This is a genomic window from Bifidobacterium sp. ESL0704 (assembly GCF_029392075.1).
GTDB lineage: Bacteria > Actinomycetota > Actinomycetes > Actinomycetales > Bifidobacteriaceae > Bifidobacterium.
This window is the reverse complement of sequence record NZ_CP113929.1, coordinates 1,014,246-1,029,045: the sequence shown is the minus strand read 5'-3', so window position 1 is coordinate 1,029,045 and position 14,800 is coordinate 1,014,246. Positions and strand designations below refer to the sequence as shown.

General features: G+C 56.5%; 7 protein-coding genes and 2 pseudogenes. 2 read left to right on the top strand and 7 right to left on the bottom strand.

Translation table 11 applies throughout. The annotated features are described in order from the left end of the window. Positions 1-649 precede the first annotated feature (649 nt). A pseudogene (locus OZX64_RS03520) lies at positions 650-4,189 on the bottom strand (DEAD/DEAH box helicase); the annotation flags it as partial. Positions 4,190-4,373: 184 nt separating this feature from the next. Between OZX64_RS03520 and OZX64_RS03515 the strand changes: the two are divergent. Then, complete coding sequence (locus tag OZX64_RS03515; RefSeq protein WP_277174817.1) at positions 4,374-5,594, top strand: amidase domain-containing protein; 1,221 nt, start codon at positions 4,374-4,376, stop codon at positions 5,592-5,594. A gap of 375 nt (positions 5,595-5,969) precedes the next feature. Continuing rightward, complete coding sequence (locus OZX64_RS03510; protein ID WP_277174816.1) at positions 5,970-6,155, top strand: hypothetical protein; 186 nt, start codon at positions 5,970-5,972, stop codon at positions 6,153-6,155. A 256-nt stretch (positions 6,156-6,411) separates the two neighbouring features. Here OZX64_RS03510 and OZX64_RS03505 read toward each other — a convergent pair whose 3' ends face one another. The 6 genes and pseudogenes from OZX64_RS03505 to OZX64_RS03480 form a co-directional block, all read right to left on the bottom strand. Then, positions 6,412-6,555 (bottom strand): hypothetical protein, encoded by a 144-nt coding sequence (locus OZX64_RS03505; RefSeq protein ID WP_277174815.1) that lies wholly within the window; start codon positions 6,553-6,555, stop codon positions 6,412-6,414. Positions 6,556-6,864: 309 nt separating this feature from the next. After that, positions 6,865-7,380, bottom strand: a pseudogene (locus OZX64_RS03500) (DEAD/DEAH box helicase); the annotation flags it as partial. Positions 7,381-7,767: 387 nt separating this feature from the next. Next, on the bottom strand, positions 7,768-9,015 hold the full coding sequence (locus OZX64_RS03495; protein WP_277174814.1) for an MFS transporter: 1,248 nt from the start codon (positions 9,013-9,015) through the stop codon (positions 7,768-7,770). 265 nt (positions 9,016-9,280) lie between these two features. Then, the gene (locus tag OZX64_RS03490) at positions 9,281-11,752 is read right to left on the bottom strand and encodes a DNA topoisomerase IV subunit B (protein ID WP_277174813.1); all 2,472 of its coding nucleotides are present in this window, start codon (positions 11,750-11,752) and stop codon (positions 9,281-9,283) included. 260 nt (positions 11,753-12,012) lie between these two features. Further along, a complete protein-coding gene (locus OZX64_RS03485; protein ID WP_277174812.1) occupies positions 12,013-13,434 on the bottom strand; it encodes an RNA polymerase sigma factor in 1,422 nt (473 codons plus the stop codon). A gap of 220 nt (positions 13,435-13,654) precedes the next feature. Next, positions 13,655-14,419 carry a hypothetical protein gene (locus OZX64_RS03480; RefSeq protein WP_277174811.1) on the bottom strand — a complete coding sequence of 255 codons (765 nt, stop codon included), beginning with the start codon at positions 14,417-14,419 and terminating at the stop codon, positions 13,655-13,657. Between the last annotated feature and the right edge of the window lie 381 nt (positions 14,420-14,800).

Below are 14,800 nucleotides of genomic sequence, written 5' to 3'. Positions count from 1 at the left end.
GCACCTCACCGGTCAGAGGATCCACGACCTCCTGAGGTTGGTCACCGCCATGAAGTCGCCATTGCGCTTCCACTTGTTCCGCACGATAGGAACCGCCAAGAGCCAGCAGCGAAAGGATGCCGCCACTGACGCAATTTTCCTGATCCGCCGAAACACTATCGGATTGGGATCTGCCATCGTCAGCATGCTTGTCAACCGCTGGAATCCACGGAAGTCGACGTTTGATGTCTTCGTCAACTTCTTGACTGGGCAAATCCTGATGATTATCAACATTCGCGAGCAACGGCGAATCGGCTAGATAGAACGCGATTCTGCCAGGCTTTGTGGCTGATTCCGGATTAGAGGCCGAACCTTCATCCTTAGAACCTATCCAAATGATCTCACCGGCCGAAAGCAGCTCGTCCAGCATGGATGGAGTGAAGTCCGACACCCTGACGGGGAACACCGATGATTCCCACATCGCCGCAGGCAAGGGCATGCCCTCCAACTGCTCAATGACGCGCAACAGGCCGTCAGCCCCGCTTAAATAAGGCAAGACAGCTTGAGAATCCGGCCGAATGTCTTCTGCCTTGTCGTCAATTCCATCTTGATCGACAGCAGTCTGATGATTATGCGGTATATGTGCAAAAGCGGAACCGTCGGCTTTTGCACCAATCCCCTGCCGCACCAGCAGCCACGATTGATAGGTTTCAGCGCCTACAGGCTTGAGAGACTTGCGAGTCAATGTCTGCGAACGCGAGCGGATACGACGGAAGACCTCACGATGCAGGTATTGCGGACTGGGCAGATCCTTGACGAATTCGCCGGTCATCAGCACGCCGCGAGCCTTGAGACCATCGAGCTCATGGACAGCCGTGGCCGCGTCCAAGCCGAGCTCTTTGACCGCTTCATCGGCGGTGAACGGCCCGTGCGTTTTGGCAAACCGCACCATTCTGCCGTTGACATCATCAGGTTCCAGCTCGTTCCAGAACTGCCGGTGGCTCAGCTCGTCCTCAACCTGTTTGATGGCCTTCGGATCGAGGACATCGGCGATATGACCGCTACCCAGCAGCTCTTCCAGAACTTCCGGGTCCATCGCAAGAAGCGAAGCACGGCGTTCCGCCTGCGGTGAATCGTACTCGTACATCACCGATCCCACGAAACCGAATAGGAGGTTTTGCGCGAACGGCGACGGACTTTGCATCTCGACGTCGCGGATTTCGATTGTGCCGTCATCGATATCGGTCATCAGCCGTTTCAATGCGGGCAAATCGTAGACATCCTGCAAGCATTCGCGGGCGGTTTCCAAAATCAACGGGAAATTGTGCTGTGTCTTGGCCGCGGCCAAGAGCTCGGAGGCACGCAGGCGCTGCTGCCACAACGGCACGCGCTTGCCGGGGTTCATCCTCGGCATGTAGAGCGAACGGGCGGCGCATTCGCGGAATCTGGTGGCGAAGAGGACCGAGTCACCGATCTCCTCCTCGACGTCACGCAGCAACTCGTCGGCATCGAACCGGAACAGTTCTGCGGCTCCCACATGGCTGTCCTGCTCGAGCAGACGCACCACGATGCCGTCATCGGTGGCGTAGGTCTGCCCGTCGAAGCCGTATTGGCGCTTGAGCCGGTTGGTGATGGCGAGCGCCCACGGCTCATGCACACGACGGCCATATGGCGAGTGCAGGATGACGCGCCAGTCGCCTTCCTCGTCCTGGCAACGCTCGATGACCAGGGTCCTGTCGGTCGGCAATGCGGCGGTGGCGGCCTTCTGTTCGGCGAGCAGACGGGCAAGATTGGCTCTGCCGTTATCGTCCAAACCATTGTCGCGCAGGCGTTGCTCGGTAGGGCCATCAAAATGAGGCTCGGCGCTGTCATCATCAGATTGCGATGATTGCGAAGACAAAGCTGAAATCGCTGCAGATGCCGGAATCAGCCCATTGCCGATCTCGCGGACGAACGCGCCCAGCAACGCCCCGAATCCCGCGTCGCGCCCAGGCCCCTCTCCGTGCCAGAACGGCAGTCGCGCGGTGCGTCCGGGAGCCGGGGTGACCACGACACGGTCATTGGTGATCTCGTCGATCTGCCAGGTGGAGGTGCCAAGCGTGATGACGTCACCCACACGGGATTCGTAGACCATCTCCTCGTCCAGCTCTCCTACCTTCTTGCGCCCCGAACCGGCATCGGCTTCGGGCAAAACGACGGTGTAGGTGCCACGATCGGGAATGGTACCGCCGCTGGTGACGGCAAGACGCTGGGAACCGGGACGGGCAGAGATGATGCCCTGTTCGGCATTGAGTTGCAGTGGAGGTCTGAACGCCGAGAATTCCTCGGAGTTGTAGGCGCCGGTGAGCATACCGACAACCGAATCGAACATGTCACGCGAAAGCGTGGCGAACGGGGCGCTGCGACGTACGGCCGCATACCAATCGTCGGTGTTCAGGTCGTCCATCGCCGCTGCGGCGACCGTCTGTTGGGCCAGAATGTCCAGCGGATTATGACGTACCGCCAAAGGTTCGATCTTGCTACGCCTCATGCCCTCAACGGTAGCCGTGGAAGCAATGAGCTCCTGACGAGTCAGCGGGTAGAACAACGCATGGGAAACCCCACCGACACGATGGTCAGCCCTGCCGACGCGTTGCAGACCGGAGGAAACGGACAGCGGCGGCGCGACCTGGATGACCATGTCGACCGAACCCATATCGATGCCGAGCTCGAGACTGCTGGTAGCGACCACGCAACGCAGGCGGCCGTGCTTCAGATCGTCTTCGATGATCTTGCGCCGTTCCTTGGAAACGGAACCGTGGTGTGCCATGGCGATGGTCTCGGACTTCGAATGCGAACCGACCAAAGACGTGGAGGAACCGACGACGGAATCGTAATGTTTGCCGTCTCCGTAGGAACGATTATCGACTTCGGCGCCGCATTCGGTTTGCGCGTACAGGTCGTTGATGCGTGCGGTGAGTCTTTCGGCCAGCCCTCGAGAATTGACGAACACCAACGTGCTGTGATGGCTCAGAATCTCATCCAAGATGCTGCGTTCGACGGCAGGCCAGATGGAATGCGAGGCGGAGGCGGTTGGCGAGGAATAGTCGCCGTGCCTGGCCAAGGAATTCGAATGACCCGATGCATCATCAATATCCACGTTCCGGCCTGCGCAATCTTTCCGAGCTTCAGCCAACGCACGCATGGCGGGTGTGACACCGCTGATACGGCGAGAGCCGCCATCGCTATGAATTGCAGGGCCTACACCCGGCTTTGCAGATTTCCCGCCGACGCCTCCGACGTGGAATCCACCCTCGTCATCCGAGGCGGTTCCCAGCGCCCCCATATCCGCTACAGGTTCGACGATGTTCAGATCCATATGCACCGGGTCGGCGGCGTCGACAATCGTGACTGGCTGGTCTCCGCCCAGGAAAAACGCGGCTTCCTTCGCCGGGTTCACCGTCGCCGAAAGACCGATGCGCTGCACGTTCCGGCCTGTCAGCAAGTCGAGCCGTTCAAGGCTCACGGCCAGATGCGCCCCGCGCTTGGTGGCTGCGAGCGCGTGTACTTCGTCGACGATGACAGTCTCGACGCTTTTGAGGATGCGCCGGGCCTTCGAGGTCAGAAGCAGATACAGCGACTCGGGAGTGGTAATCAGGATATCCGGCGGATGCGCGGCGATGCGGCGGCGTTCCTTGGCCGTGGTGTCCCCCGAACGGATGGCCACATCGATGTCAGGCGGGTCGATACCGTCAGCAGCACATTGCGCAGCGATACCCTCCAACGGCACCCGCAGATTTCGCTCGACATCGGCGCCCAGCGCTTTCAACGGCGAGACATACAGGACTTTGACACCAGGCTTCGTCGCACCTTTCATGTTGCCTTGACGACCCGACCTGTCCGTTTTGGCCCCACCCGTCGGTTTGTCAGACTTGTCAGACTTATCGGAACAATCCGATGATTCCTCTCTTTTGCCTGGCTTATCCGATTTGTCCGCCTTGGACCTGGCGACAGATTCTGTGTGCTGAGCGGATTGCCTGTCAATCAGCCCATCGATGGCGGAAAGGAACGCCGCCAAGGTCTTGCCGGAGCCGGTGGGTGCGACCACCAGAACGTTTTCGCCGTCCTTGATATGCGGCCACGCCTCTTGCTGGGCATGCGTGGGTGCGGCAAACACATGTCCGAACCACGCCCTGGTGGGCGGTGAAAACAGATCCAGACATTCGTACATATGTTCGATTATCGCAACGCCTCAGGACTGCATACCTACAATCGGGCGATTCCATCCAGTATCTCAAACCTCGACAATCCGCTCATAAAGACAATGTATAAAAACAAGGGGCGGCGAAAGTTTCCCACCGCCCCTATACCCCTAATTGCAAGTGTTATAATAAGATTGTTCAAAGGAGATCAAAATGCGGAAAAAACATTATAAAAGTATTGTTCTAGCAGCAGCATTAACAATATCTATGCTTATAGTATCAGGATGCTATGCAGGAAATGCTAACAGTTCACCTGGCTCACAAACGCTTCAACCCGCAGAAAGAGACAGACTCAATCAATACACAACTTTATTATCTGCAGAATACACTCAGGATGCAAAGACTCTATCTACATTTAGTGATAATGATAGAGAATTTGCGGAACGACAAGTGGACCCACTTCGAAAAGGATACATTGACTATGGCATGCCAATAAAGAAAGCTCAGATTACTTATAAGGTCGAATCCGTGAAAAGAACAGCGAATACAACTTTTGTTCGCTCTTTATTTACAACAACAATCGATTACCTAGATTCTCCCTCAGCTTCACCAAACGATATTCAGCAAAGCCTTTCAGACGATTTACACGAAATTCAAATACCAAGATTTGCAACCAAAAATGACAATATTGATATTTTAGATGACAATCTACTTCCCGAGTCAGATGATTCAAGCTCAGAAAATCCTACTGACAATAATCTCGATAAGGACTCGCCCCTATCTACTGACATCAATAAAGCGGGTTCTGCGTTATCCCAGGAACTGAACAGAATGGCCGGAGCGGATTGGAACTTTCCTGTAGTGCAAGCAAGCAAATATGCGAAAAACTGGACAACCGGTCAACACTACGGAGATACTAAAGATAAGTTCAATCCGAAGTATCCATACTATAAGAATAATTGTGCAAATTTTATTTCTCAGATTTTATATGACAATGAGGGAGGTCAGGTAAAGCGCAACGTTTCTCTTTGGGACTACAAGAACGATAACGCTTGGGGCTATTATGGGTTTGGGAAAGCTACATACACATGGGGTGGTGCTGCAAACAATTATCGCTATATGCGATACTATTCTGGGTTGTACAATCCACAAAGACCTGCATTAACCGCTTATGATTTGCCTCAGGGATCTTTACTCTACGGCGATTGGGATAGCGACGCATCAATTAACCACGTAGCTTATATAAACAGAGCCGTGCGTACTGGTTTTAATCCAAATGGCGCGATGATTTTTATGCCTCACATAACCCAAAAATCTACTTGCAGATATGATGTTCCACTAAGCGAATATTTTATTATTGCCAAAAAAGAACATAAAAAAATAACTTGGTATGGTCTTTCAACTGGGTATCACTGCACCTACCAATGTAAATGACAATGGCAAATTGGAAGTTATTGAAATTAAGCAGTTTTTTATATAGTTTTGTAGAGAAGATCGGTAACAAACCTCCACCCACTACGCACACGAGTATAAAACGATTTACCAGCTAGGCGATTTTAGTAATCATTGCAACACCGTTGTTGTCTAGTTGATCGGTTTAGGCTATCGGATGCCTTGAAGGAGCAAGGTGATCTTCTTTGATGATGTCATCTCCAGTGAGCGTCTTTTGCTGGGCCGGTCGTTGGGTTCCCGGACGACGGCGTCGGAGTAGCCCGCCGGGTAGACGCTCAGGTCGGTGGCTTTAAGGGAGCGCTGGCGCAGGAGCTCGTTAGCGTTCTCGCTGGTGCTGCGTTGCCACAAGGAGTGCGCTTGGCAAAAGTAGATGTCAAGAGCCAAAGCGGTTTTGATGCCGGCACGCTGCGCTGGCAGGTGCAGCAGAACTACGAACCTCGTGGTGTATTCAATGACCTCATCGCCGGCGCTTCTGTTGTACACGCCGACGACCGGTCGACAATCATCGTCTACAAGTCGCAGAAGCGTTTCATCCTACCGTAGGACGTGTCCTACGTCTCTCTTCTCATCCGTCCTTTCCGTAGGGCCTGTTTCAGTTCGGACCGTAACCTGCACTTGGACTGGAGGCATATGACCCGGAGATGGTCTTGTGGCTTGCCCTCACGGTCTTATATCCAAGTACGCCATGACCAAGGCGGCGTTTGGTTTGCCCCGAACTCCAGTACCGTGTCAGCCATTCGAAGGTGTTCCTCTCCTAGCTCAGATAGCGTCCGTCGATGACCTTGGCTGTTCCATACCTTTAATGGTAGCTGTCGACGCTCGGCTTCTCGTTACAGTCGGTGCGCCAGGCCCTACCGGTGCGTTTCGAGATTCTGATCATGCGGACCGCCTGCGTGTAGTTCATACCGACGTTGGACAGCCGCGTGTAATGTCCCTTCAGCATGGATTTCCGTCCGGGTAGCGTTTCCCGCCGAACTCGTATGCTACCAAGCAACATCCTGATTCACCTCAAGGTGTTGCAATAATCACTAGAAACCACCCCATATGGACACGAACAATATTCACGACTGGAGATGTCAGACAAGCAGTGTATCACAATATCTCTTCTTTTCGAATCTTCGGCATTTTGTCCAACAAAATATAATAATGCTCATACCTCTAAGCGATAGCTACTCTCCCGTCAGGAGTCAATCTTGCTGCGGTCGAAACCGACGGTATTGTCAACGATGAACTAGCGACGCGGCGGCACCGCATCGACGATGACGGTCTCGACACCCTTGAGGATGCGCCGGGCTTTCGATGTCAGCAACAAATACAGCGACTCGGGCGTGGTGATGAGAATATCGGGCGGATGCGCGGCGATGCGCCGACGCTCCTTGGCCGCGGTACCCCCTGAGCGGATGGCCACATCGTTCTCGGGAGGCTCGACGTCCATGGCGACGCATTGTGCGGCGATGCCCCCCAACGGCACCCGCAGATTGCGCTCGACATCGGCGCCCAGCGCCTTCAACAGCGAGATATAGAGCACTTTGACGCCCGGCTTGCCTGGTCGAGACGGCTTGTCACCGGATTGTTCACCGATCAACCCATCAATGGCGGAGAGGAAGGCAGCCAACGTCTTGCCGGAACTGGTGAGCGCGACGACCAAGACGTTTTCACCGGCTTTGATATGTGGCCACGCCTCTTGCTGGGCGTTCGTTGGCGCCGAGAACGCATGTCTGAACCACGCCCTGGTGGGTGGCGAGAACAGACTCAAGCATTCGTACATATGTTCGATTATGGCAACTCCTCAGGACGTTGATCCGTCTGCGAACCTGACCGTTTCCTAGCATCTTTATGACTTAAGACATGCCATTCCAGCCGCCTCACAGCTTGCTTTCAACAACTTCCATACAGGTGACACCAATCTCAGACCGCTCAACCAAGCAACCCGTAATCAGCCGGATTTGTCAGGTGGACTCGTCCAGATTCCTTCACCCTCAATGTCGATGCCACCAAGCAATCCATAGCCAGGCAATTTTGCCAGGCGGACCCGCCCAAGATACCTTCGACGTCAACGCATCCAAACAATCCGCAATCAAGCGGCTTGCCAAGTGGGCTCGTCGAACATGCCTTCACCCTTGACATCGACACACTCAGACAAACCACAATGGAATCAGCCGACCCGACCAGCCACCTTGCGCCGCAACATCTCATGCATCACGATCATCAGCGCCAACAGCACCAGCAGGTACCAGGGATAGAGCGCCACCGAGACGTGCTGGGCGATCAGGCCGAACACCGGAGGCATCACCAGCGAGCCCGTGTAGGCGCACGCCATCTGCACCCCTACAATCGCCTGCGAGCGCTCGGTGCCAAAATACGAAGGCGTGGAGTGGATGACGCACGGATAGATCGGCGCGCAACCCAATCCGACCAGCACCAGACCTGCGATAGTGGCGACATGAGCCGGCAACGGCAGCAACATGACGATCAGCCCCAAGCCAAGAACCACCTGTCCGATGCGAATCATCGTGGGATCGTCGAATCTCATGGTCATGAACCCGCTCAACGCACGTCCTGCAGTGATGCCGAGATAGAACAGGCTTGCCAGAGACGCGGCGGTGACCTTGCCGATGCGGTCGTGACCGACCATGTAGCTTGAAGCCCAGAGCCCTGCGGTGGTCTCGATGGCGCAGTAGCAGAAGAACATGACGAGGATCTCTTTGGCGCCACGGATGGCAAGTACCCCACGCACACCCAACGGTTTGACGGGTTTGCTTTCTGCTGCGTTTTCGGTTTCAGAGACGCCCTCAACCTTGTTCGCAGGTGCATCGCCCTCGCGGCCTTCACAGCTGGTTGCCAGCACAACGTCGTTGCGGCCTTTCCACAACGGCAGGGAGAACACAATGATCACGGTCAGCGCAATCTGAATGATCGAGATGTAACGATAGCCCCACGGCCAGCCCTGACCATTGGAGAGCGCGAATCCCATGATGTAGGGACCGACGGAGGCGCCGATACCCCACATGCAGTGCAACCAGCTCATGTGACGGCTCGCGTAGTGGATGGCGACATAGTTGTTGAGCGCCGCATCGACCCCGCCGGCACCGAGGCCGTAGGGAATCGCGATCAACGCAAGCATCCAGTAGTTGGGTGCGACCGAAAAGCCGAAGAGAGCCACGGCGGTGAGCCCCACGGAGACGGCGGTGAGCTTGCCGGTGCCGAATCGTAGCGTCAGACGGTCGGAAAGCAGCGCTGAGACGATGGTACCGGCCGAAATGATCATCGAGATGCCGCCGACCCAGGAAAGCGGCACACCCATCGTCGGGCGCATGCTCGGCCAGGCGGCACCCAGCAGGGAATCCGGCAGACCCAGCGAAATGAACGCCAGATAGATGACGGCCAACAACAGATTGGTCACGATGACTCCTTCAGACCATGACGCCGGTTCCAGATTTTGCTGCTCCGGCAACCGAATCCAAGACAACGTTTTCATTCTCTCATACCGTGAGAACGGGAATACAGGAACGAAACGCATTCGTCTCATGACATACAACGCCGGAATATCAAATTGCTTCGAGCCTCATCAACCGACCCGGTCTGTCCTGACAAGCTTCAACAACTATACAAGACTTGCCCATATCGCAATGATTCCGATACGGGCAAAGTAATTGTTGCAATCGCTATCAGGTGTCGATCTTGGTGCGGTCGAAATCGTCGGCGTTGTCGACGATGAACTGACGGCGCGGAGGCACCTCGTCGCCCATCAGCAGGGTGAATATGCTACTGGCATCCTCGGCCTCCTCTATGGAGATGCGGCGCAGCATCCGGCTGCGCGGGTCCATGGTGGTGTCGGCCAGCTGGTCGGCGTCCATCTCGCCCAGGCCCTTGTAACGCTGCACATCGGGGTTATAGGCGATGCCCTGCTTGTCGAGCTCGGCGAGCTTGCCGGCCAGTTCGTCGTCGGAATAGGTGTAGATGAACTCGCCCTTGTGCTTGCCGGCCAGCGCGATGCGGTGCAGCGGCGGAACGGCGGCGTAGACATGGCCGTGAGTGATGAGCGGTCGCATGAATCGGTAGAAGAGCGTCAGTAGCAGAATGCGGATGTGGGCGCCGTCGACATCCGCATCGGTCATCATGATGACCTTGTTGTAGCGGGTCTGGGTGACGTCGAAGTTGGCGCCGCTCCCCGCACCGATGACCTGGATGATCGCCGAGCATTCCTTGTTGGCCAGGATCTGGGTCATGCTGGCTTTTTGTACGTTGAGGATCTTGCCACGGATCGGCAGCAACGCCTGGAAACCGGAGTTTCGGGCCGCCTTGGCCGTTCCCAGAGCGGAATCGCCCTCGACGATGAACAGTTCGGCCACATCGTCGTTGCCCGGCTGGCAGTCGGAAAGCTTGGCCGGCATGGAGGCGGATTCGAGCGCGTTCTTGCGGCGGGTGACCTCCTTGGTCTTGCGTGCCTGGATGCGGGCGTGCATCTCGCCGACGATCTTTTCCAAGACCCGCCCGGACTGCTCCTTGAAGCCGCGGCGCGACCCGTTGATCATCTCGCCGAATTGCTTGTCGGTCATCTTCGAGACGATCGGACGCACCGGAGCCGTACCGAGCACGTCCTTGGTCTGGCCTTGGAACTGCGGTTCGGCGATGCGTACGGTGACCACGGCCACGAGACCGGCGAGGATGTCGTCGCGCTCGACCTTGCTCTTGGAATCCTTCAGATTGACCTTGAGCTTGCGGGCGTTGGCCTCGACGGCCTTGCGCACCTGCTTGGTGATCGATTGCAGGAACCCGTCGACGTGCATGCCGCCGCCGGGGGTCTCCACCACGTTGACGAAACTGCGGATGGTCGTGTCGTAGCCGTTGACCCAGCGCAGGGCGATGTTGACCGAGCAGTCTCGTTTGATCTTTTCGGCGTGCAGGTCGCCGTTGTCGTCCACCGCCTGCGTCTCTTCGGTATAGGTGGCATCGCCGGCTATATTCCACACCGTCGAAACGGGCTCACCTTGCGAAAGGAAGTCGACGAAGTCCTTCACGCCTCCGGTATGCAGGAATTCCTCGACACGCTTGTGAGCATGAGCGGGATGGCCGTCGGTTTCCACGTTCAGCGACGCGTTGCCGCCATCCCGGGACCCGCCTGCCTTCGATTGCGTATCATCGGCCGACATCCGAGCTGCGGAATCGGCTTGCCCGGCATTGTCTGACGTGGATTCCTCGGTGCTACCGGATGACGATTCCCCATCCGCCGCCATATCACTCTGGCCATCTTCGCCCTGCTGAGTCTTCGGCGCAGGATCACCTTCGTTGCCGTCGAATGCCGCCGCCAACGTGGGCGTCTGCCCAACGCTTGCCGTATCCGAATCCGTATCCGAATCAGAGCGCATATCCCCGGATTTTTGGGGTCCGTCCACTTCGAACATATCATCCACGGCTGCGTCGCCGGTTTCCGGGATGTTCTCGTCAATGACGATGATCTTCAGGCCCGGAACCAGGAAGCTGGTCTGCCGTACTCGATCGATGAGCTGCTCATAGCTGAAATGCGCGGTGTCGTTGAAAATCTCCGGATCGGCCCAATAGCGGATGCGGGTGCCGGTGGTCTTTGGCGTCACCTTGCCGATGACCTCAAGTTCGGTGGGCTTGTTCTTCCGAGTCTTCTTGAACTTGTTGTCCGGAGAACGATGCTGTGTGTCCGGATCGTCGTAGACACCCGGATGCCCTTGATGGAAGGCCATATGGTAGGTTTTGCCGTTGCGGTCGACCTCGACGTCAAGACGCGAGCTCAGCGCGTTGACCACCGAGGAACCGACACCGTGCAGACCGCCGGAAGCTCCGTAGGAGGAATTGCCGAATTTCGCGCCGGCGTGCAGTTTGGTCAGCACGACCTCGACACCGGTGAGCTTGGTCTTCTTCTCCACATCCACCGGGATGCCACGGCCGTTGTCGGCCACTTCGATGGAACCGTCGGTATGCAGGGTGACCACGATCTTGTTGCAGGCACCGGCGAGCGCCTCGTCGACGGAATTGTCGATGATCTCCCACAGGCAGTGCATGAGCCCCTGGCTATCGGTGGTGCCGATATACATGCCCGGGCGCTTGCGTACGGCATCAAGTCCTTCCAGTACGGACAGGTCCTTGGCACTGTATTCCTCAACCATTCGCTTTCATACCTACCTTAACAAAAGAGATTCGGCGTTGAGCCACGAATTATCACCATACCCAACAGCCTCGCCAAAGCGGTACACGCTACAGCATGGTCTCTAAAACAATACGGTCGACGATTTCCATCGTATCAACCGGCTTCATATCGAAACAGATCCGACAGCCAATCCTCTGCCGTACAACCAATCCTCCGAACGTGGAATCCTGTCGGATATGCAAAACCCGCCGCGCAAAGCGGCGGGCGAAGAGCCTATGATCACTGATCCAGGAAGTCGCGCAACGTCTGCGAGCGAGACGGGTGACGCAGCTTCGACATGGTCTTGGACTCGATCTGACGGATACGCTCACGGGTGACCCCGTAGACGCGACCGATATCATCCAGTGTCTTGGGCTGGCCGTCTTCAAGGCCGTAGCGCATCTTGATGACGCCGGCCTCGCGAGGCGAAAGCGTCTCCAACACCTGCTTGAACTGCTCCTGCAGCAAGGAGAACGCAACAGCCTCACTCGGCGCAATCGCGTCGGTGTCTTCGATCAGATCGCCGAATTCGGAATCGCCGTCTTCACCGAGAGGCGTGTGCAATGAAATCGGCTCACGACCGTATTTCTGCACTTCCTGCACCTTTTCGACCGGCATGTCAAGCTCGCGGGCCAGCTCGTCGGGTGTAGGCTCACGGCCGAGGTCCTGCAACATCTGACGCTGGACACGGGAAAGCTTGTTGATGACCTCGACCATGTGGACGGGCACACGAATCGTGCGGGCCTGGTCGGCCATGGCGCGGGTGATGGCCTGGCGAATCCACCAAGTGGCATAGGTGGAGAACTTGAAGCCCTTCTTCCAGTCGAACTTCTCGACGGCACGGATCAGACCCAGGTTGCCTTCCTGAATCAGATCGAGGAAGAGCATGCCACGGCCGGTATAACGCTTGGCCAGCGAGACGACGAGGCGAAGGTTGGCCTCAAGAAGATGGTCCTTGGCCTTCTTGCCGTCGTTCGCGGCCCACTTGAGCTCACGCTTGCGCTTGAAGTCCATGCCGTCGGACTGGGAGTCGAGCAGATGCTGCGCATACAGCCCGGCCTCGATACGCTCGGAAAGATCGACCTCCTGCTCGGCGTTCAGAAGGCTGACACGGCCGATCTGCTTGAGGTAATCCTTGACGGGATCGGCGGTGGCACCGGCCGCGATCACACGGCGCTTCGGATTGCCTGAGGGGGTCAGATTGTCATCGTCGTCATCGTTGGTGACGACGAACGCGCCTTTGGCCTTCGGCAGTGCGGGAGCTGTGCGATGGGATGCGGCGCTGTCATCGTCGTCATCCTCGGGCTCGGAGTTCTCATCCACGTCGCTATCGGGAATAGTGGAGGAATCGTCCGTCAAATCGTCGAAATTCTCGTTCTCGTCGACTTCCTCGACGTTGTCGAGATCGGCATCCTGAAAATCGTCATCGTCCGAAACGTTTCCGGAATCTTCTTCGATATCGACGGTATCAGGTTTCTTCTCGTTCTTCTTGGTCTTTTTCGCAGTGGTGGTTTTCCGGGCCCTTTTCGTCTTGGCCGTTGTCATAGACGTTTCAGCCGAGGAAGACGAACGGGTGGCCTTCGACTTACGAGTGGCCTTGGTATCCTTGCTATCCTCGCTTTGCTCAGACTCTACGGTTGTTGCCTGTTCCTTCTTGGCCAAACGTACCCTCCTAAAAGTGAATGATAATTATGCCCACGCCTCTACAAGACGCGAAACCACTACATTACAAAACCAGTAACTATAAGAGTCAACCATCAAACAAGGACGATTATTCCCGTTGACGGGCGATGGCTTCGTCAAACAATGCGAAAATGCCCATGCGCCTTCCTTTCGGCCGCGGTTTCCCTCTGGTCAAGGCCAGAAACGCCTTTGCGATATTTTACATACGCCAGGCGGGACACAACCCCTGACTGATTGCAGAGCAGATAATACGTGCAAGCGTGCATTGCCCATCCAGGCAAAGCGCCTGACGCGCGTAATCCAGCGCATCGCCGCCGCCCACCCACCATGACCCGTATGCGGCCACGGTCAACGGCTGGACTTCGAAACGTCCGCAGACCATTGCGGCCATGTCGGCAAGCATGTCTATCCCGCACGTGCAACGTTCGAGATCGGGCGAAGCGTCGGCATCGTTGAAAGCCGCATCCAGCAGTCGGTAAAGACGGATGACGTTGGCCGGATCATGGGGTTCCGCCGCCAAGTCGAGCATTGCCTCGACACCGACCTTCGCATTCGTCGCGCCCACCAATGACATGATCAGAGCATCACGAGGGGAAAGCATATCCGCCATCGCCACACAGATGGCAGTGGCATTGGGCTTTGACATACGATGACGATGATTGCACAGGTTGTCGTTCCATTCGCAGAACGGGGCATCAAGCCAATCGCGGCACGCTTTGGCGATTCCCTTCTCCATCTTGCACTCTTGCAAGTGTCTCGCCAATGCCTCCAATTGCTCATCACGAATCGCTTCTTGCGAATCCTCGATCGAATCTGCGATCGAATCCTCAAGCTGTTGCGCGATCGCCTCATCGAAGATGGGACGGTCCGCCGCGTCATGGTCGGCCCCACCCTCAAAACGCTCGACGCGAGGACGTTGTGTCTGTTCTCCGCTATGGTTCGCTTCCGAGCTATCCATCGACACATCGGACGTCAAGGGGTTCCGGGATCGGTTCCCGCGCCTACCGGCGAAAGCAGGGTCATCGAACGGCGCTCTGGATTGCCTGCCCTCGTCCGCCGTACGGCGGGGTCGCGCATCCTCTGGCCTTGCCGTCGGGCGACGCCGTGGCGTACAACCTCTTGCGTGGATTGCTGTTTGCTTTGTCATGGTTGCTCCTTTCGTTTCTGCTGCCCTTACGGCACTGTGCCGCTACAGGCATCAACCATCCTGTTCGATTCACTATGGCACACTCCGCCTGTTTTCCGTGTCGTTTTTGCCTCCTGTGGTCGAATGCTCATAAGCCTTGAAAATCCGCCGTTTCTTGGGCTTATAGCACGATGTGAATAACCAAGTAGGCTGATGTGG